This is a genomic window from Micromonospora sp. S-DT3-3-22 (genome assembly GCF_015354745.1).
Classification (GTDB): Bacteria; Actinomycetota; Actinomycetes; order Mycobacteriales; family Micromonosporaceae; genus Micromonospora; species Micromonospora wenchangensis.
Genome location: NZ_JACGMO010000005.1, coordinates 23,012 through 44,790, shown reverse-complemented (window position 1 = coordinate 44,790; position 21,779 = coordinate 23,012). Strand labels below are relative to the sequence as shown.

Sequence of the window (21,779 nt, the reverse complement as noted above, 5' to 3'; positions counted from 1 at the left end):
TCAGCCGCCGACGATGCCCTGGACGACCTGCAGCAGGATCGGCGCGAGGACGGCCAGGCCGTAGCCGAGCAGCGCGTTGCGCAGGGCGAGTTTGGCCTTCTCCACCTGGGACGGGTCACCACCGGCGGTGGCCCAGTACACACCGGCCAGGACGAGGAAGAGGGTGGCGATCGCGGCGAGGATGCCCATGACCCAGGCCTGCAGGTTGGCGATCACCACCGGCAGCGAGTTCGCCGCCACGTGAAGGGCCCCGCCGGGGTCGGCGTACGCGGCGGACGGGACGGCCAGGGGCAGGCCGACAGCGACCAGCGACATGGCCGCGCGCAGCACGACCCGACTGATACGGCGGCTGCGACGGGTGGGAGCGGGAATGCGGGACATTGCGGTTCACCTCCCGCCGCACTCCCGGGGTGCCGAGGGGCGTGACCGGGGCGCGGCGATGACTTGAAGCGGTCCATGGGGGCCGCCGCCGGGCGCACAGGGGAGGGGAACGAACCGCGCGTCCCGGGAGGAGCTCGTCCTCCCTCAGGGGTGGGTTGCGGTCATCAATGTGGTGTCAGCGCATCAACGTGGCGCGGCACCCGAGGCACGCGGATCGCGCTCCTCCTGTCGCCCGGCGGCGGGCGGAACCACCGGGGCAGCGGTGCCGCTCGGAGAAGTCCCGCACTCCCAAACCGGGTCTTGTGAGCTGTGGCGAACACTTGCCGCGCTCACAGCACGCTCACCAAATGGGAGGCGGCGGGCTAGAGACTGATCTGGTCGAGAAACCACGCGGTGACCGCGCGGGCGATCCCGGAGGCGATACCGGCGGTCACCATCGGGATGATTCTGGCCCGCAGGCTACGGGTGTGATCGGTGTCGACCTCAGGGTGTGCGTCGGGTCGGCAGGTACGCGGCGAGGGAGGCATGTCGGAGGGCATGTCACCAGCAGGCGCCTGTGACCACCCGTCCAGCAAGATCATCCGCCGTCGGAGGACGACGGTGCCGTCCGGCGATCCCCCGTGCACTGCCGGACGGCAGACCGTCCGGGGTGTGTCCGGCCGGACGCACCGTCAGGTGCCGGACAGACCGGCCGCCATCGATACTCGCCGCATCGAATCTCATCGGGGAGGAACAATGTCCGAGCGCGGCATGGCACCTGAACTCTCGTCGGTGCAGACGGTGGAGGGGCTGGCACGGTGCATCCGTAACCTCCTGTCGCACTGCGGCAACTTGTCCCTGCGGGAACTGGAGTCGTGGGGGATCGCGCACAACCGGCCGATGCCGCGGACGTCCCTCAGTGAGGCGCGCTCCGGAGCCCGGCCGCCCAGCCGCCAGCTCCTGCTCAACCTCCTCGCCGCCTGCGAGGTGCACGACGACCGAGAGGTCTCCGCGTGGCTTGACGCGCTCGACCGCGTCCACAAGTCGAAGTCGATCCAGACCCGCCAACGGCTTCTCCGTGACCTGACCCAGCCCGTGTCCGCCTACCGGTTCTTCGCCGAACTGGACGACGTCAGCGAGATCTCCCATCTGATCCAGCAGACTCAGGACGAGGTGTGGCTGTGGGGGACGACCCTGGCGATGCACATCCCCTACATCGATACCTACCTCGGTCAGGCACTGGCCCGTGACGTCCGGGTCAAGGTCCTCCTGATCAGTCCCGGCGGGGCCGCGATGTCCATGCTGGCCTTCCGGGCCGGGCCCACGTGGGGCCGGCAGAGACTGGAGGAACGACTGGCCATCAACCTCGGGCTGCTCGAACGACGCATCGGGCAGGGCGACGGCCTGGAGGTTCGCCTGATCGACTACCTGCCCCCGTACACGCTCTACGCCTATGACCCCGGTCTGGACGACGGTTCGATGGAGTTCCGCCTCGGCTCCTTCGGTGGCCGCCACGAACTACGACCCACCTTCCGGATGATCCGCAGACGCGACGGCGAGTGGTTCGACTACTTCTACGAGCAGTTCACCAGCGTCTGGAACGCCGCCGACCCGTACCGGCATGGGCAGGCACCGGACGCCCCCACTGGATAGGCAGGACGAGCCCTCGACCACTGCTGTCGCCGACTGCCCGGTCGCACCGCCAGCCTGGTCCGCTCGACAGCCGTCGCTGGGGCCCTGCCAGTACCACCGATGCTTGCCCGTCGGCGCTCCGTCAGGGATGACGGACACCGACATAGTGGTGGCCCGACGCCTCGCGTCGGGCCACCACTAGCGGGTTGTACGCCGTCAGGCAGCTGCCGTCGCTGGCGGCGTGGTGATGTCGCGGTGGGCGGCCGCAGCACGCCCGGCTCGCCGCTGGCCGCGCTGCTGCGCCTGCGCGTGTAAGCGTGCCCGGGTCTGCGGCGACGCGACCCCGGTCAGCAGCCCGTCGGCGAGAGCCTCGGCGATGCGGCGGTCGATGCGCGACAGCCGCATCCGCAGCGCGTCGACGCTGACGCCGAGCGCGGCGGCGAGGGGTTCGATCGCCCGGTGCCCGAGCCGCACGTCGATGTAGGCCTGCTCGTCCTCGGGGTCGAGGATCCCGAGGGTCACCGCACGGCGGACCAGCAGGTCGGGGTGACCGTAGGGCGTCTTCGGGGTCCGGGGTCCGGCGGTGGCGTGTTCGATGTCCTCGACCAGCAGGTACTCCTGCCGTTGCAGGCGCAGGTCCCGTCCGGCCCGCCACGCCGCCCGGCACAGACCCGCGTACGGCGCGGGTCTGGTCAGGTCGGCCCGGTCGCGCAGCGCGGTCAGGAAGCCGGTCAGGATCTCGGCGTCCATGTCCGCCGGGTCTCCGTCGTAGCCCTCGCAGAGCCGGGCCGCGTACTGTCGCAGGGCCGGCAGCGCCATGCCGACTGCGGCGATGACCCAGTGCGGCCCGTCGAGCCGGGCGCGGCGGATCAGTTCCCGCCACACCTCGTCACGGACCGTGTAGGCGTGGGGGTGGCGCAGCAGCCAGTCCCGCAGCGCCGGCAGCGGCATCACCTGCCGTGGGAGACCGGTGTCGGGGCCGAACGCCGCGCAGTCGAGCACCAGCGGCGCGGGTTCGCACGTCAGCGCGGTGAAGGCGGTCGCCGCCGCGTCGAGGGCGGAGGTGGGCCAGTCCGTAGCGTCGGACACGCTCATGTCAGAACTCCTGTGACAGTGCAGGGGATCGGATGACCGCCGCCGGTGTCATCGCGGCGGACGGTGGCATCGATTCCGCCACACGACCCTCACAAGCCTCTGACAGCGCTGTGTAGACCTCCGACCGCGCCCGTCTCTCGGCGTTTGTCACCGCCGCACCGCCACCGGCCCGCATCGTCTGTGACCCGCTGACAGACGCTCCGGCGAAGGCCGGTTGACCTGCCCTGTGACAGGCTGACAGAACCCGCCGAGACACCCTCGCGGTGACGGCGGCACCCGCTCACCCGCAACCTGATGACAGGACGCCGACGGCACTGGCCACGCTCACACACGACAGCCTGTGACAGTCCGACCCCGCTCCCGTGCCGCTGTCACCGGCCACCTTGACAGACCCGCGCCAGCTCGCCGGCAGCGCCTCGGACAGCGGCGCAGGCACCGCCACCGGTGACACGACCAACCTCCGACAGCGCCACCGTGCCGGCAAAGGCGGGTTGCCTCGGGTGGCATTCACGCCGCTCTCACAGTGCTGGTCGAAGCCGCGATCCACGCCCACATCGAGTCGCACCGGGCACGCCGGAAGCGGCCCTCCCGCCCTGTTCTGTCAGTGACGCACCGCAACTGACAGAACGGGTCGGATCCAGAGTCCTTCGTGGCCGACCGGCGGCTGTCTCTGCTCGCCGCACGGGCGGGGCGGAGAGAGACGTCCGCACTAAAGCGGGCGACCACCGGGTGCGGCGCCTGTGAGTGGTGGTGAGCGCGGCAAGTGTTCGTCAGGGCTCACAAACCCCGGTTTGGGGGTGTCAGCGCTTCACGGCGCGGCGCGGAGCCGACACCACATGAGCGAGCACACGCCGCACCACAACACCCAGGCCGGCCACACCGCACCGGCCGACCCCGCACTCATCGACCTGATCGCCGGCGACCCGCCGGTCCCGATCACGGTCTGGCGCACGGCCCGCACCGACGCCGAGCACCACACCAGCCTGCCCGCCCGTCTGGCCTACCGCCTCGTCGCCGCCTACAGCCGGCCCGGGGAGGCGGTCGTCGACCTCACCCGCGACCACGCCCTGACCGCGACCTGCGCCAGAGGTAACCGGCGGCACCACCGTGCCTGGTTCACCGACAGCAGTTCCGGCCTGATCATCGGCCCGGCCACCACGACCCTGCCGGACGACAACAACCCACTTCTCCCGACCCCGCGGGACGACGGCGGAGACGACGCACCCGAGCTGGTCGAGTGGTTCGGCGACGACCTCACCGACCCCGACCTCCCCGGCACCGACACCCCTGTCGTCCGGCCAGCCGGCGACGGACCCGTGGACGCGAACACCAGCCTGGTGGTCGCGTCCTGGCCGCTGCACGACACGGACACGACCGCCCGGGTCCGGCTCGCCTGGCTCCTCGCCGCCTGCGCGCGGCTGCTGCGCCCCGGCGGCTGCCTCGTCCTCGTCGTCGGCGTGCCCGCCGGCACGCAGCCCACGCCCGAGGACTTCGGCCCCCTCGTGGCCGCCGCCTCCCGGGTCGGACTCGGCTACCTGCAGCACATCGTCGCCGTCGAGGCCGACACCGACGGCGACCAGTTCCTCTACCACGTCGTCACCGACGAGGAACTGCTCACCCTCGCCCACACCACCGCCGAGCAGTGGAAGGTCGCGCACCTGCGGGTGCACGCCGACCTCCTGGTCTTCACCCCACGACAGCCCACCCCCGATGCCGGACCGCGGCGACGCGGCACCCGCGACGGGGGTGACCGCCGTGCCTGAACCCACCCCCGTCCCCGCACAGCCCGAACCACAGCCGAACACCCCCACCCCCGCCGACGGGGGCTACCAGGGGCGGCACCACGAATACGAAGGCCGCCACCGCGCGGACCCCGACGGCCTGTCCGTGTGGGCCACCGCGCAGTCCACCGGACCCGTCCAGCGCCGCGGCCGGTACATGCCCGAGTCGGTGAAGCATCCCGCCCGGATGCTCCCGGCGATCGCCGCCCACGCCATCACCGCCTACACCCGGCCCGGGGACCTGGTCCTGGACCCGATGTGCGGCATCGGCACCACCCTGGTCGAGGCCGTTCACGCCGGCCGCGACGCCTTCGGCATCGAGTACGAGCCGCAGTGGTCGAACATCGCCGACGCCAACATCCGCCACGCCCATGACCAGGGCGCCACCGGACGCGCGTCGGTCATCCGCGGCGACGCGACCCGCCTCATGTCCCTCGTCCCGACAGCCCTCACCGGGCAGGTGGCCCTCGTGGTCACCTCGCCCCCGTACGGGCCCACGGTCCACGGCCTCGTCCGCCCCGGCGAGGGCGGGATCGTCAAGCACGACGACCGGTACGGCGAGGACAAGGGCAACCTCGCCTACCGCGACCTGACCGGCCTCGCCGACGGATTCGCCCAGATCCTGGCCGGCTGCGCCACCCTGCTACGCCCCGGCGGCGCCGTCGTGGTCACCGCCCGCCCCTGGCGCAAACAGGGCGAGCTGATCGACCTGCCCAGCCTGGTCATCGCCGCCGGCCGGCGCGCCGGCCTCGTCCCGACCGAACGGTGCGTCGCCCTCCTCGCCGCCGTCCGCGACGACCACCTCGTCGCCCGACCGTCGTTCTTCCAACTCCAACAGGTCCGCAAGGCCAGGGCCGCCGGCACACCCATGCACCTCATCGCGCACGAGGACGTCCTGATCTTCACCAAGCAACTAAAGTCCGCGAGTTCGGCTGAACCCAAGTGTTCGCAGGGCGAATCCGGGTGTCCGGAGGGGACATCATGCCATGCGGACACCGGGGTTCAGGGCAACTCGGGGAGGCGGTCCGAGTGAGGGTCGCCGATGAGGTTTCGGGCGTTGGTGGCCCAGCGGATGGCGGTGCCTTCGCTGAGCCCGAAGACGGCGGCGAGGTGCAGCGGGTCGGCGCCGGTGGTGACGGCTTCCTCGAGTTGCCGGTCGATGCGCAGTCGTTCGAGGGTGCCGGGCAGGCCGCGCAGGTTCAGGATCCAGGTGGCGCTGACCGGGGCGAGGCCCAGGGCGCTGGCGGTGCTGACGAGCAGGTGCGGGTTGGCGGTGTGGGGCCAGCGTTCGCGTCGGTAGGTCAGCCAGTCGAGCAGCGCCTGGGCGGTGAGGTTGTCCAGTGGTCGGGTGTTGCCGGCGATGGTGATCCGCCGGCCAGCGAGGTCGACGTCGTTGAGGTGCAGAGCGCGGATCTTCCCTGGTCTGGCGGCGTGGACGGCGGCCAGCACGACGCAGAGCCGCGCCTGCGGGGTCGTGGCGGCGGTGACGCTGGCGCTGATGTCATCCGGTGCCAGCAGCGGCCAGATCGGGTCCGGCACGGTCGGGCCTCGCAGGCCGCGGGTGGGGTTGCGGAAGACCAGCTTGTTCGTCTTGGCCCATCGGAACAGGCCACGCAGGGCGGTCGTCGCTGTTTCCCGGCGGCGGCCGTGCAGCGTGGCGAGGTAGGTCTGGACGTCCTCGCGGGTGACCTCGCGCAGGTGCTCGCGCTGCGGCCAGCCGGCGGCAGCGTCGATCACGGCAGCGGTGTAGGCGCGGACGGTGCCGTAGTTGCGGGGCCGGCTTCGTGGGCTGCCGTCGCGCAGCGTGCGCGCCCAACTGCTCAGGTCTCGACGCCACGGTCCGGGCAGTCCGGCGAGTCTGGCGGCCATCCAGCTCTCCAGGCTGGCAGGCCGGTCATCGTCGACGATGTCCATGGCCGTGAGGATCTCGATGACGTGGTCGAGGTTGATGTATTGCCGGGCGGCGACGGGCGCGAAGTCGCTGACGCGGATGCGGTCAGGTTCGCGGTGCCCGGTGAGCAGCAGCACCAAGACCCGCTGCATCGCGCGCTGCGCGGTGGGTTCCCATCCGCGTGCCTCGGCCGTGGTGTGGGCCAGGTGCAGGCCCCAGGCCAGCCAGGGGTTGTCCGGTGGCGGCCCGGCGCGCAGGTCCACCGCAGCACGGTAGTGGCGTGGTCCGGGCGGCAGCAGCGGCTCCTGCAACCAGGCGCTGCGGGGGCGGCCCGCGTGTGGTGGTGGCTGCTTGGGCGGCCGGCCTTTGGCGCCGTAGCGGCGTGGTGCCGTGCGTGGTGGTGGCTGCCGGCGGTCGCTGAGGCTCAAGAACAGTTGCTGCCAGCGGATGCCTGCAAGGTAGGGGGAGAGCATGACGGCGGAGCGGGCGTCGCTGGCCAGCCGCGCCCGCTCGTCGCGGGCCTGGCACCAGCACAGGCGGCAGTAGCCCTGCTTCAGTCGCTGCAGCCGGGCGCAGGCCCCGCACTCGCCGGTCGGGTAGCCCTTGTGCGGGGCGGCGAAGTTGTAGCAGGGCAGGCAGATGCCCTGGGCGTAGGTCAGGCCCCAGGCGAAGCAGTCCGCGCAGCTGGTGACGGTGCGCGGCACGACTGTGCCGTCATGGTCGCGGGCAGCCACCGGTCAGCGCGGCGGCAGCGACCGGCCGTCGCGGCGGCGGGGAACCACCCGGCTGATCGGAACGGGTGCCGTGGCATCGGCGGCGGGCTTCGCAGCCTCCGGGGTGGCCCGGGACACGGTGTCGGGTTCGGCGATCAGCAGGTCTCCGACCTGGCAGTCCAGCGCCACGCAGATCACGTCGAGGTCAGCCAGTTTGACCGTCACGGGCTGGCCGGACCACAGCCCGGACATCTTCCCGGCGGAGATGACCAGGCCGTGCTCGGCGAACAGCTGCTGCAGCTCGGAGGCCTTCCAGATGCCGCGTTGAGCCGCGACCAGGCGCATGTTCCACCGCATTCAGCCCAGTCCTTCCAGTCGTCGGGCGGCGCGTCGCTGCCCATCGAGCCATGCCTGCTCGATGCGGGTGCGGTGCACGTGGACGTACTTCATCGTCGTGGCGACCCAGGAGTGCCCGAGCATCTCCTGGATCGCGATCAGGTCCACCCCGTTGAGATACATCTGCGACGCGCAGTAGTGCCGCAGCACGTGCGGGGTGAGCTTGTCCGTCCAGGCCGGCAGGTGCGCGGCGACCGCCGCGGCGAGCCCGGCGCGCAGAACGTCGTAACTGACCCGACCGGCGCCGAGGCGTTCCGAGCAGAACAGAGGTGTGCCGGGCGTCCGGTAGTCGCCGCCGAAGTGCGCCCACACGTCCTCGACGAACCAGGCGAGGGTGCGGCCGGCGTGGTTGATCAGCGGCACCATGCGTTCGCGGGGACCGGAGCCGTTGGCGCCTTTGCCGTGGCGGACGTGGAGCTTGCCGAACGGGCCGATGTCCCACTTGATGTCGTCCAGGTCCAGGCTGCGGGCCTCGTTGACCCGCAGCCCGACGTCGGCCATCAACCTCGCCGCCGTGTAGTTGCGGGCCGTCGGCGCGAACTTGCGGCATGTCGTCAACTCTGCCGCCCAGCCCGTGAACAACGTGTCGATTTCCTCGACGCTGGGCGGGATCCGGAGCTTGGCGTCCTTCCGCCCGCGCGGCCGGTTCATCTCGTCGATCGGACACGCCACGACCCGGCCGGTCAGCGCGTGCAGCTCCGCCTGGAAGCGCAACTCAAGGAACGCGAAGTAGGTGCGCAGCGCTTGCGAACGGGCCAGCCTCGTCCCCGACGGCGCACCCCGCAGCACGCGACCGAAGTAGGCGTCCGCGTCCGCCGGTTCCATCTCCCACAGCGGCCGGCCGAACCAATCCCGAATCTGCTCCAGCTGGCTGACATCGCCGCGCACCGTGCCGTCGGTCAACCCGGCCGAGGCCCGCGCCAGCACGAACCCGGCCAGGACATCCACCTCGAACCGCTCGATCTCCTCGGCCGACGCCGGCGCACGCCGGTCACGCAGATCCCGGACGACCGCCAACCCCAACTCAAGAACCTCACGTTCAAGCACGCCGAAGCCACCCCAGACGATCCGAAGCAACTTCAAGATTCCCGAGAAGGGCTCAGAACACAACCATTGATCCGCATCGCGAGACCCACCAGCTCAAGGACCTCCACCACCAGACACACGCCGACCAACTCAAGCGATGTCGTACTGTCGCAGGACGACCCCGGGGTGGTCGCGTGAGCGCACCGGCCCACCGCTACCTGTCGCTGGGCGCGGGCGTGCAGAGCACCACGCTGCTGCTGCTCGCCGCCCAGGGCACGATCCCCGGGTTCGACGCGGCGATCTTCGCCGACACCGGCTGGGAACCGACGGCGGTCTACCGTCACCTAAACCGTCTGACCGGCATCGCTCAGACCGCCGGCATCGACGTGGTGCGCGTCGGCGCCGGAGACATCCGGGCCGACGCCCTCGACCCGCAGCACCGCTTCGCGTCCATGCCCCCTGTTCACGCTCGGCCCGAACGGCGAGCGGGGCATGGCCCGCCGGCAGTGCACATCCGAATACAAGATCAAACCCATCAAGGCGGAGGTACGGCGCCGCCTGGGCTACCCGCACCCGACACGGGTACCAGCCGGGCTGCGGGCGCAGATGGCGATCGGGATCAGCCTGGACGAGATCGGCCGCGCCCGCGACTCCGACGTCGCCTACACCCGCAACATCTTCCCGTTGCTCGACCTGGGCTGGCGGCGAACCGACTGTCTCCGATACCTGGCCGACCACGGACTCGGCGACACCCCGAAGTCGTCCTGCGTGGGCTGCCCGTTCCACGACGACGGCTTCTGGGCCGACCTGCGAGCGAACAGCCCGACGGAGTGGGCCGACGCCGTCGCCTTCGACCACGCGATCCGCCACGGCTCCGCCAAGGCCAACGCCGACGGGCACCCACTACGCGGGCAGTTCTTCCTCCACCGGGCCCGAGTGCCGCTCGACGAGGTCCTCCTGCGCCCACGCCCACGACCGGCCGACGCCCCCGCCTGCGGGCCGTGGACCTGCCCGCACGACACGGCACCCGCCGCCGGGCATGGGGAGGTGGCGTGAACCGTGCACAGGCCGCCGCACCACGAGTCGGGTCGGTCTGCACCGGCTACGGAGGCCTCGACCTGGCCGTCGAGCTGGTGCTCGGCGGCCAACTCGCCTGGTACGCCGAAACCGACCGTCACGCCGCCACCCTCCTCGCCCACCACTGGCCCGGCATCCCCAACCTCGGCGACATCGCCGCCGTCGACTGGACCCACATCGAACCCGTCGACATCCTCACCGCCGGCTTCCCCTGCCAGGACATCAGCAACGCCGGCAAACGCGCCGGCATCACCGGCGCGCACTCCAGCGTCTGGAACCACGTCGCCACAGCCGTTCGCGTCCTACGACCGCACCTGCTCTTCGTGGAGAACGTCGCCGCCCTCCTACGCAGAGGACTCGACGTCGTCCACGCCGACCTGGCCGCGATCGGGTACGACACGAGCTGGCTATGCCTACGCGCATCCGACATCGGCGCCGCCCACCAACGCGACAGGCTGTTCCTGCTCGCCACCCCCACCCACCAGCCGGGAGAAGAAGAGCGTGCGGACGTTGCCGACGCCCTGCGCCCGTGACGGCAAGGGCCCCGGCCACCAGCACGGACTACCCGACCTGATCGAGCCCACCGGAACCCGCCACCACCTGCTGCCCACCCCGACCGCGGTGACATACGGGTCGAACAAGTCCCCCTCAGCCGGGGCGACCCGTCGCCCCGGACTCTCCGGCATCGCCGGACAGTTGCTGCCAACCCCGCGCGCCAGCGACACCGGCACCCCCGGCCGGCGCGCCGGCGCCGGATGGCGACCACCCCTGTCACAGGTGCTGCTACCCACCCCGAAGGCAACCGACGGCACCAAGGGCTGCCCAGGACAACGCGGCTCGCACGGGGACCTCACTCTGCCGTCGGCGGCGGTGCGCGTTCCGACCCGGACCCTGCCCACCCCGCGCGCCTCCGACGCGCGGGGACCAGGCCGACACGGCGACGGCGGTGCGGACCTGCGCACCACCATCGGCGGGTTGGGCCAGCCGGACGCCGTCCGGTGGGGCGTCTACGCCGAAGCGGTAGCCCGGTGGGAGCTGCTGCTCGGCCGGCCCGTGCCGGAGCCGACCCAACCCGGGCGGCACGGCAAACCGGTCCTGGCGCCGCCGTTCGTGGAATGGCTCATGGGACTCGACCAGCACTGGGTCACCGACCCGGCGCTCGAACTGCCGCGCACCGCCGCGCTGCGGGTCCTCGGCAACGGCGTCGTCCCGCAACAGGCAGCCGCCGCGTTACGGCTGCTGCTGTGCCCCAACCGGTGCAGGGCGCCAGCGTGCATGACCGTCCACCCGGATGCCTGATCGACCAAGCATCACCGGTTCGGCCCTGACGTCGAGTGGCGCGGACATAAGGACGTGGGGGCGGCTGCCGCCCCGCCCCCACGTCCGGTCTTCCTGACGGGTTGTTCAGCAGACCCGGTCGAGCGCCTGTCCGTTGGATCCGATCACGGCGTTGTTGAGGGTGAGGACGGCGCCGACGTCCACGCAGACCCAGGAGGGGGCGTAGAACTGCAGTCCGTAGCTCCAGCCGTAGTAGACGTCGGTGGTGCTGTCCGTGGCGTACTCCAGCGATCCGCCCGCCGGTGCGTGCACCCGTGGCCGCGTGATGATCTTGGTGGCGGCTGCGCCCGGGATGTAGTTGTTCACCCGTACCCAGTTGGTCTCGCACGCGGTGGAGTAGCGCAGCTCCATGACACCGTTGACCGTTCCGGTGGCCGGGTGGCGCAGCTCCTTGGACCAGATCGTGATCCCGGTGGCGGAACAGCCGGTCTGTGCCGGGTCGGTGTAGTCGTAGCCGCCGCCGGGCGGCGCGGCCTGGGTGGGTCCGGAGGTGCCCAGTACCAGCCCGACGGTGAGTGCCAGGATCGCCGCGATATTCAGTGCCCGCATGGTTCTCTCCCTTGCCGAATCTCTGGTTGTGGATGCTTGGCGCTCGGTCGGTGGGGTCACTCCCGTGGTCAATCCCGCAGGTAGAACCCGGTCCATCGGGGGGAGTACGGCCAAGGGCAACTGACGTGGGACGACCCGGTGGCGACGTTGACCCAGGGGCCCTGAGCAGTGGTCCACCAGCCGAACCACTCGCAGCCGGCCACCGCGCTGACACTGCCGGTGCCGGTCGCGCACCAGGCGGACACCACCCCGTCGGACCGCAGGGCCGAGCCGCAGTTGCCGGGGTAGGCGACGGCCGGAGCGGCGGACAGCGTGATGGTGGTGGCAACGGCGGCGGTACTCAGGGCCGCCGCCACAGCGCCTCGGACGATGCGTGTTCTCATCTCGGGGACTTCCTTCCCAGTTGGGAATTCGCGTGTCCGGATCCCGTCTTCTCAGCCGGACAACCGTTGGTCAGACACCAGAATTGGCCCGCCGGACCAGGGCGGAGAAGCCCCGGGTGGGATTCCGTACGAGGCCGTACACCCTGCTCAGCTCAGGTCTGGTGCCGACCGCCGGAACCTGTGGCCGACCGGCGACGTGTCTGAGCAGGGAGGTCTCGGTGTCCGAACCGTCCCCGCCCGTCGCTGATCAGATCCGCACCCGCCAGGACTTCGCCCGGGAGCTGACCCACCTGCGGGAGCGGGCCGGCCTCTCGGTACGCGATGTCGTGGCCGCCATCCCCCGGCAGTCGCGACGGCACGGGACGATCAGCGACTGGTTCGCCGGACGCGGCCTGCCCCAGCCGTCCTCCCACGCCCTCTTCGAGCAAGTGCTCCGTGCCTGCGCGGCCACCGACGACGACGTCGCACGATGGTTGGCCGCGCTACGGCGGGTCCGCCGGGCTCGGACGTCCCGCGCCACCCAAGAGCCGTACCGCGGATTGAACCGGTTCGACACCGAGCACGCCGGCTGGTTCTTCGGCCGGGAGCAGCTGACCACCCGGCTCGTCGAGCGGGTGCGCACCCTACGGCAGGCCGGCGGCGGCATCCTGCTGGTCACCGGAGCATCCGGGATCGGGAAATCGTCCCTGCTCCGAGCCGGGCTACTCGCGGCGATCCGCGAGCACAACGACAACAGCCCACTGATCGACACCGCCGTCCTGACGCCCGGGTCCCGTCCGTTGCGGGCATGGCAGGAACAACTCTCCGACCAGAACACCGCGACCGCTCCGGTGATCGTCGTCGACCAGTTCGAGGAGGTGTTCGCACCGGAGGTCGACCCCACGGAAGCGGACGCCTTCGTCGCGGCTCTCGTCACCGCGACGCAGCGGCCCACCGAGCCACCCACAGCAACGAAACCGACCATACGGCCCGGCCCCGTCGTCGTCCTGGGACTGCGGGCCGACTTCTACACCGACCTGCTCCGCATCCCGAGCCTGGCGGGAGTCGCCCAGGAACACCAGTTCACCGTCGGGCCGATGACCGCCGCCGAACTCCGCAAGGCGATCACCGAACCAGCCCGCAGAGCCGGCGTCGACGTCGAAGACGGCCTCGTCGACCTGCTCCTGAAAGAGATCGCGCCCCGATCCGGCCATCTGACGGCGGCCCACGATCCCGGTGCGCTGCCGCTGCTGTCGCACGCCCTACTGGCGACCTGGGAGGCCGGCGCGGGCCAACTCACCACCGAGCGGTACCGCGCGACAGGTGGTATCGACGGCGCGGTCGCCACGACCGCCAACGCCGTCTACACCACCCTGCACCCACGCCACCAGGAACTCGCCCGAACACTGTTCCTCCGCCTCGTGCACCTCGGCCAGGGCGCCGCCGACACCCGCCGACGGCTCCGCCGCACCTACCTCCTGCAGGGCGCCCCCACGGGCACGACGAGCGACGACATCGACGAGGTGATCGACCGCTTCGTAGACAGGCGCTTGCTGACCGTCGACGACGACACCGTCGAGATCAGCCACGAGGCGCTACTGACCGCCTGGCCCCAACTGCGCGGCTGGCTCACCACCGACCGAGCCGCCCTGCTCATCGGCCAGCAGGTCACCGACGCAGCGGAAACCTGGATCACTGAGAGCCGAGATCCGGCCCTGCTTCTACGCGGTAGCCGACTGATCGCGGGCCAACAGTGGCTAGCCGGGCACCCGGCGCCGCCAGCCCTACCGGCACGGTTCGTGCGAGCCAGCACCCGGCACGCCCGCCGCCAACTCCGCCGGCTCTACCAGACCGTCGCGGCACTGACAGTCCTCACCCTTGTCAGCACCCTCACCGGCGTGATCGCGGTCCGCCGTACGGGCGAGGCGCAGACCCTGCACCAACAAGTCGCCCACCAACGGGACGAGGCTCGTTCCCGCCTGGTCGCAGCTCGAGCCGACCAGCTTCGCGACAAGGACGTCTCACTGTCTCGGCAACTGGCCCTGGCCGCCTACCGGATCGCGCCGACCACCGAGGCCCGGTCGAGCCTCATCGGCTCAACGGCTACCCAACCAGCGATCAGAATGCTCACTGGCAAGAACCAGACCATGTACGCCGTCGCGTTCAGCCCGGACGGGCGACTGCTCGCCGCAGCCGTCGACACCACCATCCGACTCTGGGACGTGGCCAGCGGCCCCCGACCCGCGCCCCTGGGAGACCCGCTCACCGGCCTCACCAGTCCCGGTTACTCGGTCACCTTCAGCCCGGACGGCCGCACCCTGGCCGTCGGTAGCGGCGACCACCGGCTGCACCGCTGGGACATGACCACCCCGGCCAGCCCGGTCCGGTTACCGCCACTGGCCGACGCCGGGAACACCGTCTACTCGGTGGCCTACCGCCCAGACGGGCGACTGCTGGCCGCGGCCAGCGCTGACGGGACAACCCGCCTGTACGACACCACCGACCGCCACCACCCCACCCCGATCGGCGTCGGCCTGCCCTCGCCCTCCGGCGCGAAATCGCTGACCTTCCACCCCTCCGGCCACATCCTGGCCGTCGGCGACATCGACGGAACGATCCGTCTCTGGGACATCACACGCCCACAACGACCCCACCGGCTCAGCCGGCCCGCCGGGCCCTCCACCGAGGTCGGCCAGGTCACCTTCAGTCCCGACGGGCGAACACTGGCCGCCGGAAGCAGAGACTTCACCACCCACCTCTGGAACGTCAGCCAACCCGCACGTCCGACGCCCCTCGGGCCTGCGCTGACCGGGCCGAAGAGCTTCGTCAACGCCGTCGCATTCCACCCACACAGCAACCTGCTCGCCGTCGGCAGCTCCGACCCGGCCATCGGGGTGCAGATCCACGACCTGGCCACTCAACGGATCACCGCCACACTGCCCCACCCCGCACCAGTGACCGCCCTGCAGTTCAGCCCCGACGGCAGCGCCATAGTCACCAGCTCCAACGACGGCACGGCCCGACTCTGGCCGCTACCCGGCCCAGTGCTCGCCACACCAGGCGTGGTCAGCGCGACCCTGTTCAGCACCGACGGCAGGACCCTCGCCGTCGGCAGCACCTCAACCCAACTGTGGAACGTCGAACACCCCGACCGACCCACACCCGCCGGCCCCGCCCTGCCCAACCCCGACGGCTTCTCCGGCGCGCTCGCCTTCACCCCCGACAACCACACATTGGCCGTCTCCGCCCGCTCCGGCACGGTCCAACTGTGGGACATCTCCGACCCCACCCGACCAGCGCGCCACGGCCCCGCACTCCAAGCACACGACCAACTGGTGGAAGCCGTCGCCATCAGCCCCAACGGACGAACCCTCGCCACCGGCAGCCGTGACCACACCATCCGCCTCTGGGACATCACCCACCCGACCACACCGACACCCCTGGCCACGCTGCCCGGCTTCGGGAACTACGTATCGACCGTCGCGTTCAACCACGACGGCAGCCTGCTCGCCGGCGGAAGCATCGACCGATCGGTGCGCCTCTGGGACACCAGCCGACCTGACTCGCCAGTTCCACTCGGCGAGCCGCTGACCGCAGGCCACTACGTCTACACCGTCGCGTTCAGCCCCGACCGCCGAACCCTGGCGGTAGGCAGCGCCGACAGCTCCATCAGCCTGTACGACATCAGTCATCCCGAACAGCCCTCACCGGTCGGCGTACCACTGACCGGGCCCACCAACTACGTGTACACGCTGGCCTTCAACACAGAGGGAACGTCCCTGGCCGCTGCTGTCACCAACGCCGGAACCTGGCTGTGGGACCTCAAGGACCGCAGCAGGCCCGCCGTGTTCGCGGTGCTGCCAACCCCCGGCGGCGGCATCTACACCGTCTCCTACCACCGCGACGGCAACACCCTCAGCGGCGGAGGCACCGGCAACACCGTCTGGATCTGGAACACCAACCTGAGTGTGATCCCCGAACAGCTCTGCGCCACCGTAGGCAACGCCATCACCCCCACCGAATGGGCGACCTACGTTCCCGGCGTGCCCTACCAACCGCCATGCCCCGACCAATAGCGCTCACCACTCCTCACCCAACCTCCCGGGGCCTTATCCCACCCTCCGACAGCGGTGCAGGTTGCCGCCTCGACGCCAGCCAGGGTCGCTTCGACCTCGCCGCCATCGGATACCGGGGCGCCCGGCGCCGCAGAGATCACCCGTCAAGAACGTCGGCCCAACGACACGTCATCGCCTACCAGGACCCGGCCAGGCTTCAAGCCCAGGCCACTGCGCCTGGGTCAGCAGGCCCCCCGACTCCAGACGGCGGATGACTCCACTCTGCGCGGCCGCGTCCAGTGTCTCTGGCAGGTTCTCGAACGAGGCGGGCAGGACATCCAGCAGGGAAAAGATCTGCTGGCCGTCTCGCATCGTCAGCAACAGCATGCACCGCCAATGCGGCGAGACTTCCGGGCGGTGTGGGGCCCTGTGCACCAGCACCGGCCGCAGAAAATGCACCGCCCCGGGATCGGCGAACTCCATCAGCCATCCGACACCGTGATTGCGGTTCAACCCGCACTCGATCGCCTCCGCGTCGAGCCGGATCAACTCCGACGTGTCGACCGCCTTGACCACACGGGGAACACCTGAACTCACCGCACGAGTCTCCCCTCAGACGAGGCAGCCCACATAGCCGCCAGTCGGCCGCTTCACCAATAGCGGCACCCTCTACTAGAGAAGGACCAAATCCCTTGGACAGCACGGCTAGCACTGCCGCAGAGCACCCGCAGGTATGGACCATCGAACGCATCCGGGCGCTCGGAGCGGTCACCGACGTCGGGACCGTCGGCGAGATCTTCGGCATGTCCCGCAGCAGCGCCTACGAGCTGGCGCGCCGCGACCGGCTACCGGTGCCGGTGTTGCGGGTCGGATCCCGCTACCGCGTGTCCGTCACCGCGATCCTGACCGCCCTCGGCGTCCCCAGCGACCCCCCGCCCGCGACTTGATCACCCGGCCGCGACGAGCGGTGATCACCACCCACGGAACCCCGACAATCCGATGCCCGTCAGCGGGCGTCGGCGAGGAGTGAACTCGTCATGGCAGACGGATCCATCACCAAACGCTGCGGTTGCCGACAGGACGGCAGACGCCTCGGTGCCAGGTGCCCCAAGCTCCGCCGCGGCAACGGCTGGAACCCCCACCACGGCACCTGGCGCTACCAGCTTGAACTCCCCCTCGACGCCGGCAACGGCCGACGGCAGTTGCGTCGCACCGGATTCGACACCCGCGAGGCCGCCGCCACCGAACGTGACCACGCCCGCGCGCTGCTCGACCTCGCCGGCCGCGACGAGATCCAGCGTCGGCGCATCGCCGACCTGCTGCAGGCATGCAAACCCCAGCAGCCGCTGCCCGACCGCGACCACGTCGCCCGCCGCATCCGCGCCGACGTGCCCGCCGACACCCGGCTCACCCTCGGTGAGTACCTCGCCGAATGGATCACCAACCGGGTCAGGCTCGCGCCCGCGACCCGCCGCAGCTACCACGACCACATCACCAGGTACTGGACCCCTCACCTGGGGCAGGTCGCGCTGCAGGAACTGACCGCCGCGCACATCGAGTCGGTGTTCGCGACGATCGAAGCCCGCAACGACGAGATCCGCGCCGCGAAAGCCAGCCCGGTGAAGGAGATCCGCGACGCCGTCAAGGGGGTCCGGACGGTCGGTGCCGCCAGCCAGCAGCGGATCCTCGCGACCCTGCGCAAGGCCCTCAACGACGCCCGCCGCCTGTACCACCACAAATTGGTCGACCACAATCCCGCCGAGTCCGTCGAGCTCGCGCCCGGTAGGCCGCCGAGGCCCCGGCTGTGGACCGACGCGGCGGTCAACCGGTGGCGTCACACCCGACTGCGTCCCAGTCCGGTCATGGTTTGGACGCCCGCCCAGGCCGGCCGGTTTCTCGACTTCGCCGAGGCCGAGGACCCCGAGCTGTACGCCCTGTTCGACGTGGCGATCCACCGTGGCCCGCGCAGGGGCGAGCTGTGCGGCCTGCACGACTACGACGTCGACCTGCAAGCCGCCGCGATCACCATCACCGGCCAGCGCACCAGCGTCGGCTACCAGGTGATCGAGAAGGAAGTGAAGTCGGCAGCCGGCGACCGGGTCGTCGACCTCGGCGACGAGACCGTCACCAGCCTGCGCCGGTACCTCGCCCGCAGGGCGGCGTGGAAGCTCGCCGCCGGCGACGCCTGGGCCGACAGCGGCATCTTCTTCGTCCGGCAACGCGACGGCCAACCCTGGCACCCGGAGACCGTCACCGGACGCTTCGACCGGCTCGTCCAACGCAGCGGCCTGCCACCCGTGCGGTTCCACGACCTCAGGCACATCGCCGCGACCCTGATGCTCGCCGCCGGGGCCAGCATCAAGGAGATCCAGGACACCCTCGGCCACTCGTCCTACAAGATGACCGCCGACATCTACACCTCCGTCCTCGCGGAACTGAAGAGGACGACCGCGCAGGCCACGATCAGGCTCGTCCCTCGACGGAACCGGGCAGACGCCGCGTAGAGCTCACGGACGGGTGGCGCACACACAGAACATCTGCGTGGCCGTGTGCGGTGATGCTTGCGAGAGGAGACGATTGGGCTGAGGAGGCGCTGACGCTGGGGACGACCCGGCCGTGTGCCAGGGTGTGGATCATCCAGCGTCGCGCCCCCATGTTCCGCTGTCGTCGCTGGGCAAAGGATGGCTCCGGGTCCGACGACCTCTCGCGCGGTTGCGGGCGCGTCGAGACACCGATGCGGCCGGTCGGGTCATAGGGTGCGACGACGTGACGGGCATCAACACGATCCAGACGACAGGTATGACTGCGCCATCCACGTACGAGGTGGAGGTCAAGTACCGGATCAGTGATCTCGCCGCAGTGGAAGCGGCCCTCGCTGTGCATGGTGTTGTCCTGTCGGCCCCGGTCATCCAGGACGATCAGGCGTACGCGCGGGTCGGTTGGGAGTACGGCCAGTCGAAGATCGGGATGCCGTTCGCCCGCCTACGTACCGAGCGGGGACGTCATCTGCTGACGGTCAAGACGCCCATGGCCAACGAGTTGTCGTGTGTCGAGCATGAGACCGAGGTGGCGGATCGGGCGCAGATGGACGCCGCGATCCAGCAGATGGGCTTCTACCCGACGGTGCGTATCCGCAAGGCCCGCCGCACGGCGATGCTCGGGCTGATGTCGTTGTGTGTCGACGAGGTGGACGGCATCGGGGCGTTCCTGGAGATCGAGCGGATGGTCAGCCACGGTGAGGAGGGTGAGCGACTCCAGGCCGAACTCGACCGGTTCGCTCTCACGTTGGGCGTGTCTCTGGAGCGGGCCACCGACACCTACGACTCGCTGATTCGTGCCGCGCGGACGAGGGTCTAGGTTGCGTGCCGAAAACGAAGGCCGACATCCTCCTGCCGGGGACTGGAGGGAACAGTTGCTTCTGCCGTACACGGCGCTAACGCGGACCGATCCCACGCCGCTTCGAACCCGTCACGACTGATCTCCATCCGTACGTATCGCGGGTCGCGGAGGTCGCGCGGTGGGTTGAGCAGGTCATCGGCCAGGCGGAACGCGCCCTCGGGGGACACCTCCACCTCCCGCAGGCGACGCCCGTCGGGGCCGACCTCCACGAGGAAGACGGCACCGTCCTCGTCGTCGCGCAGGTACACCCGCTCCCGCCCGGCGAGCACCCCGTACCCGGGCAGTGACCGGTGCGCTGCGCGCTGGTCCCACAGGTCCGCCAGGGATGTCCCCGACAGCGCGTCCAGGTGCAGCTCCTCCTCCGCGTAGGGGCCCATCTGGCGAATGCTCGCCTCGTCGGTGATCACCTCGACCTCGGCGACGTTGTCCACTATCTCCTCGGCAGAAGCGGCCCACACCCACCACCACAGGCCACCCATGCCGTAGTCATGGCACACCAAATACCGCTTCCTCACCGCATCCACCGGGCGAGGGTGCCACACAGCGCGGCGGAGCGATCCGACCAGCGCCCGGGTCATGTCAGGCTGGCCTGGCACCGTCGCAGGTCAGAGGACCCTCGCCCGCACCTCACCGTGAGGCTGCGCGGACGCCCCACGTCGTCCCGTCTCCAGCACGGTTAGAACAGGGTCGCCGGCGCGGCCGTCGACGGCACCGGGCGTGTGTCGAGCGTGGGGGTCGCCAGGTCCAGGTCGAGGCTGACGGCGGCGTGGTCGGTGAGGCGCTGCTCGCGGGGCTCCTGCAGGTAGCTGCCGCCATGTAGCCGGTCGCGTAACGCGGTGCCGACGTGGAGGTAGTCGAAGCGGTAGCCGTTGCCGGACCGGCCGAACCAACTGTGTGGCTGCGCGGTGGGGGCGAGATGCTGATGGGCGTCGGTGAGCCCGGCGGCGGTCAGCGCGTCGAACAGCTCGTACTCGAACGGCAGCCACACCCCCGGGTAGGGGGGCTGGTGGTCGCGGGGGATGACGTTGTAGTCCCCGCCGAGCACCAGGTGCGCCCGTTCGCTGGCGGTCAGGCCACCGATCGCGGTGACGAGGGTGGTGACGAAGGCCCGCTTGCGTTCGACCTTGGCCGGGGCGCGGTCGCTGGACGGCACGTACACGCCGAGGACGGTGACCGGCGGGTCGGTGTGGACGGTGGCGGCGACGGCCCGGCCGGGGATGCTCAGTGCGGCGGTGATGTCCGGACGGACGGTCAGCGGAACCCGACTGATCATGGCGGTGCCGCGGTCACCGGGCAGGGGCGGATGGTGAACCTGGCAGCCGGCGCGGCGGAAGCAGTCGAGCAGGTGGGCGGTGCCGTCGCCGCTGCTGGTCTCGGTCAGCAGGAGGATCTGCTCGGGGCGGCCGGCGAGCCAGGCGAGCAGGGCGTCGGCGCGCCGACGGGAGGTCGCCTGGATGTTCAGCGTCAGGATCGATAACACGGCGTCGAGTCTTCACGCCCTAGGGCGGCGGGCGAGCAACGGGGCCAGCGTGTCGAGGATGGCGTCCACGACGTGGTCCGGGTCGCGGCGGCGGCAGTCGATCCACGCCTGGTGCCACAGGTGGCCGTTGAGGAAGTCGAACGCCTCCCGGTAGAGCCGCAGCTCGCGTTCGGGTGTGCCGGTGGCCTCCAGCCGGGTCAGCTGGCGGCGCGCGGCGAGGCGGGTGGCGATGACCTGCGGGTCGTCGACCAGGTACAGGGAGATGGCGGGCGGCAGGACGTACCGGTTGTAGCTCCAGATCTCGCCCAGGTCGACCGCGTCGAGGCGCTGCAGCACCAGCGATGACTGGACGTACCGGTCGCTGACGACGATGGTGCCGGCGTCGAGCGCGGGGATGATCTCGTCCTCGATGTGGGTGGTGCGGTCGGCGGCGAGCGCGAGCGCGAGTGCCCGGCCGTGGAGGATGGCCTCGGCCTCACGCAGCAGGTTCCCCAGGGGTGTCCGGGTGGGTTCGGTCGTCAGGTGCACGGGCCCGCCGGTGTGGTGGCGTAGCCGCTCGGCCAGCAGTCCCGCGACGGTGGTCTTACCGACGCCGTTGGGTCCCTCGATCACGACGAACATGGCA

22 protein-coding genes are annotated in these 21,779 nt (G+C 70.6%); 10 read left to right on the top strand and 12 right to left on the bottom strand.

Features of this window, described 5'->3' with window-relative positions; all coding sequences use genetic code 11:
- Window positions 1-381, bottom strand: coding sequence for a pilin (locus H1A17_RS02425; RefSeq protein WP_194820922.1), 381 nt, complete (start codon window positions 379-381; stop codon window positions 1-3).
- A 750-nt stretch (window positions 382-1,131) separates the two neighbouring features.
- Between H1A17_RS02425 and H1A17_RS02420 the strand changes: the two genes are divergently transcribed.
- The gene (locus H1A17_RS02420; RefSeq protein WP_194820921.1) at window positions 1,132-2,013 is read left to right on the top strand and encodes a hypothetical protein; all 882 of its coding nucleotides are present in this window, start codon (window positions 1,132-1,134) and stop codon (window positions 2,011-2,013) included.
- Window positions 2,014-2,208: 195 nt separating this feature from the next.
- Here H1A17_RS02420 and H1A17_RS02415 read toward each other — a convergent pair whose 3' ends face one another.
- A complete protein-coding gene (locus H1A17_RS02415) occupies window positions 2,209-3,087 on the bottom strand; it encodes an RNA polymerase sigma factor (protein ID WP_194820920.1) in 879 nt (292 codons plus the stop codon).
- Window positions 3,088-3,923: 836 nt separating this feature from the next.
- Between H1A17_RS02415 and H1A17_RS02410 the strand changes: the two genes are divergently transcribed.
- Together H1A17_RS02410 and H1A17_RS02405 are read left to right on the top strand one after the other, a co-directional pair.
- Entirely contained in the window at window positions 3,924-4,850 is a 927-nt protein-coding gene (locus H1A17_RS02410) for a hypothetical protein (protein WP_194820919.1), read from the top strand.
- Complete coding sequence (locus H1A17_RS02405) at window positions 4,843-5,901, top strand: TRM11 family SAM-dependent methyltransferase (RefSeq protein ID WP_375372781.1); 1,059 nt, start codon at window positions 4,843-4,845, stop codon at window positions 5,899-5,901. Before H1A17_RS02410 ends, H1A17_RS02405 begins: the two co-directional genes overlap by 8 nt.
- Here H1A17_RS02405 and xerC read toward each other — a convergent pair.
- The 4 genes from xerC to H1A17_RS34140 all read right to left on the bottom strand — a co-directional run bounded on the left by xerC (window position 5,871) and on the right by H1A17_RS34140 (window position 9,430).
- Window positions 5,871-7,463 (bottom strand): integrase, encoded by a 1,593-nt coding sequence (gene xerC / locus H1A17_RS02400; protein WP_309236677.1) that lies wholly within the window; start codon window positions 7,461-7,463, stop codon window positions 5,871-5,873. The two genes, H1A17_RS02405 and xerC, sit on opposite strands and share 31 nt — an antisense overlap.
- A gap of 33 nt (window positions 7,464-7,496) precedes the next feature.
- Window positions 7,497-7,829, bottom strand: coding sequence for a helix-turn-helix transcriptional regulator (locus H1A17_RS02395; RefSeq protein WP_194820917.1), 333 nt, complete (start codon window positions 7,827-7,829; stop codon window positions 7,497-7,499).
- Complete coding sequence (locus H1A17_RS02390; protein ID WP_309236676.1) at window positions 7,830-8,915, bottom strand: site-specific integrase; 1,086 nt, start codon at window positions 8,913-8,915, stop codon at window positions 7,830-7,832.
- Window positions 8,916-9,238: 323 nt separating this feature from the next.
- Window positions 9,239-9,430, bottom strand: a complete 192-nt coding sequence (locus tag H1A17_RS34140) for a hypothetical protein (protein WP_228542814.1) — start codon at window positions 9,428-9,430, stop codon at window positions 9,239-9,241.
- A gap of 70 nt (window positions 9,431-9,500) precedes the next feature.
- On the opposite strand from H1A17_RS34140, the gene H1A17_RS02385 reads away from it, so the two are divergent.
- From H1A17_RS02385 to H1A17_RS02375, 3 genes are read left to right on the top strand one after another with little or no spacing between them, the layout of a single operon-like run.
- Window positions 9,501-9,950: a hypothetical protein gene (locus tag H1A17_RS02385; RefSeq protein WP_309236675.1), complete on the top strand. Its 450-nt coding sequence runs from the start codon at window positions 9,501-9,503 to the stop codon at window positions 9,948-9,950.
- Window positions 9,947-10,504: a DNA cytosine methyltransferase gene (locus H1A17_RS02380; protein WP_194820916.1), complete on the top strand. Its 558-nt coding sequence runs from the start codon at window positions 9,947-9,949 to the stop codon at window positions 10,502-10,504. Before H1A17_RS02385 ends, H1A17_RS02380 begins: the two co-directional genes overlap by 4 nt.
- Window positions 10,473-11,270, top strand: a complete 798-nt coding sequence (locus H1A17_RS02375) for a hypothetical protein (protein ID WP_194820915.1) — start codon at window positions 10,473-10,475, stop codon at window positions 11,268-11,270. Before H1A17_RS02380 ends, H1A17_RS02375 begins: the two co-directional genes overlap by 32 nt.
- A gap of 105 nt (window positions 11,271-11,375) precedes the next feature.
- Here the strand turns inward: H1A17_RS02375 and H1A17_RS02370 are convergent, their stop codons facing one another.
- On the bottom strand, window positions 11,376-11,858 hold the full coding sequence (locus H1A17_RS02370) for a DUF2690 domain-containing protein (protein ID WP_194820914.1): 483 nt from the start codon (window positions 11,856-11,858) through the stop codon (window positions 11,376-11,378).
- 68 nt (window positions 11,859-11,926) lie between these two features.
- Window positions 11,927-12,241 (bottom strand): hypothetical protein, encoded by a 315-nt coding sequence (locus H1A17_RS02365; RefSeq protein WP_194820913.1) that lies wholly within the window; start codon window positions 12,239-12,241, stop codon window positions 11,927-11,929.
- A 218-nt stretch (window positions 12,242-12,459) separates the two neighbouring features.
- On the opposite strand from H1A17_RS02365, the gene H1A17_RS02360 reads away from it, so the two are divergent.
- Window positions 12,460-16,296 (top strand): helix-turn-helix domain-containing protein, encoded by a 3,837-nt coding sequence (locus H1A17_RS02360; RefSeq protein WP_194820912.1) that lies wholly within the window; start codon window positions 12,460-12,462, stop codon window positions 16,294-16,296.
- A gap of 168 nt (window positions 16,297-16,464) precedes the next feature.
- On the opposite strand, the gene H1A17_RS02355 is transcribed toward H1A17_RS02360, so the two are convergent.
- Window positions 16,465-16,851: a hypothetical protein gene (locus H1A17_RS02355; RefSeq protein ID WP_309236674.1), complete on the bottom strand. Its 387-nt coding sequence runs from the start codon at window positions 16,849-16,851 to the stop codon at window positions 16,465-16,467.
- Window positions 16,852-16,967: 116 nt separating this feature from the next.
- Here H1A17_RS02355 and H1A17_RS02350 point away from each other — a divergent pair, with 116 nt between their 5' ends.
- The 3 genes from H1A17_RS02350 to cyaB all read left to right on the top strand — a co-directional run bounded on the left by H1A17_RS02350 (window position 16,968) and on the right by cyaB (window position 19,632).
- Window positions 16,968-17,222, top strand: a complete 255-nt coding sequence (locus H1A17_RS02350) for a DNA-binding protein (protein ID WP_194820910.1) — start codon at window positions 16,968-16,970, stop codon at window positions 17,220-17,222.
- A gap of 90 nt (window positions 17,223-17,312) precedes the next feature.
- Window positions 17,313-18,779: a tyrosine-type recombinase/integrase gene (locus H1A17_RS02345; protein WP_194820909.1), complete on the top strand. Its 1,467-nt coding sequence runs from the start codon at window positions 17,313-17,315 to the stop codon at window positions 18,777-18,779.
- 262 nt (window positions 18,780-19,041) lie between these two features.
- Entirely contained in the window at window positions 19,042-19,632 is a 591-nt protein-coding gene (gene cyaB, locus H1A17_RS02340; RefSeq protein ID WP_309236673.1) for a class IV adenylate cyclase, read from the top strand.
- Here the strand turns inward: cyaB and H1A17_RS02335 are convergent.
- The 3 genes from H1A17_RS02335 to tmk form a co-directional block, all read right to left on the bottom strand.
- Complete coding sequence (locus H1A17_RS02335) at window positions 19,629-20,198, bottom strand: hypothetical protein (RefSeq protein WP_194820908.1); 570 nt, start codon at window positions 20,196-20,198, stop codon at window positions 19,629-19,631. The genes cyaB and H1A17_RS02335 overlap by 4 nt on opposite strands.
- 152 nt (window positions 20,199-20,350) lie before the next feature.
- Complete coding sequence (locus H1A17_RS02330; protein WP_194820907.1) at window positions 20,351-21,154, bottom strand: endonuclease/exonuclease/phosphatase family protein; 804 nt, start codon at window positions 21,152-21,154, stop codon at window positions 20,351-20,353.
- Between the two features lie 12 nt (window positions 21,155-21,166).
- Window positions 21,167-21,775 (bottom strand): dTMP kinase, encoded by a 609-nt coding sequence (tmk, locus tag H1A17_RS02325; protein ID WP_194820906.1) that lies wholly within the window; start codon window positions 21,773-21,775, stop codon window positions 21,167-21,169.
- Window positions 21,776-21,779 lie beyond the last annotated feature (4 nt).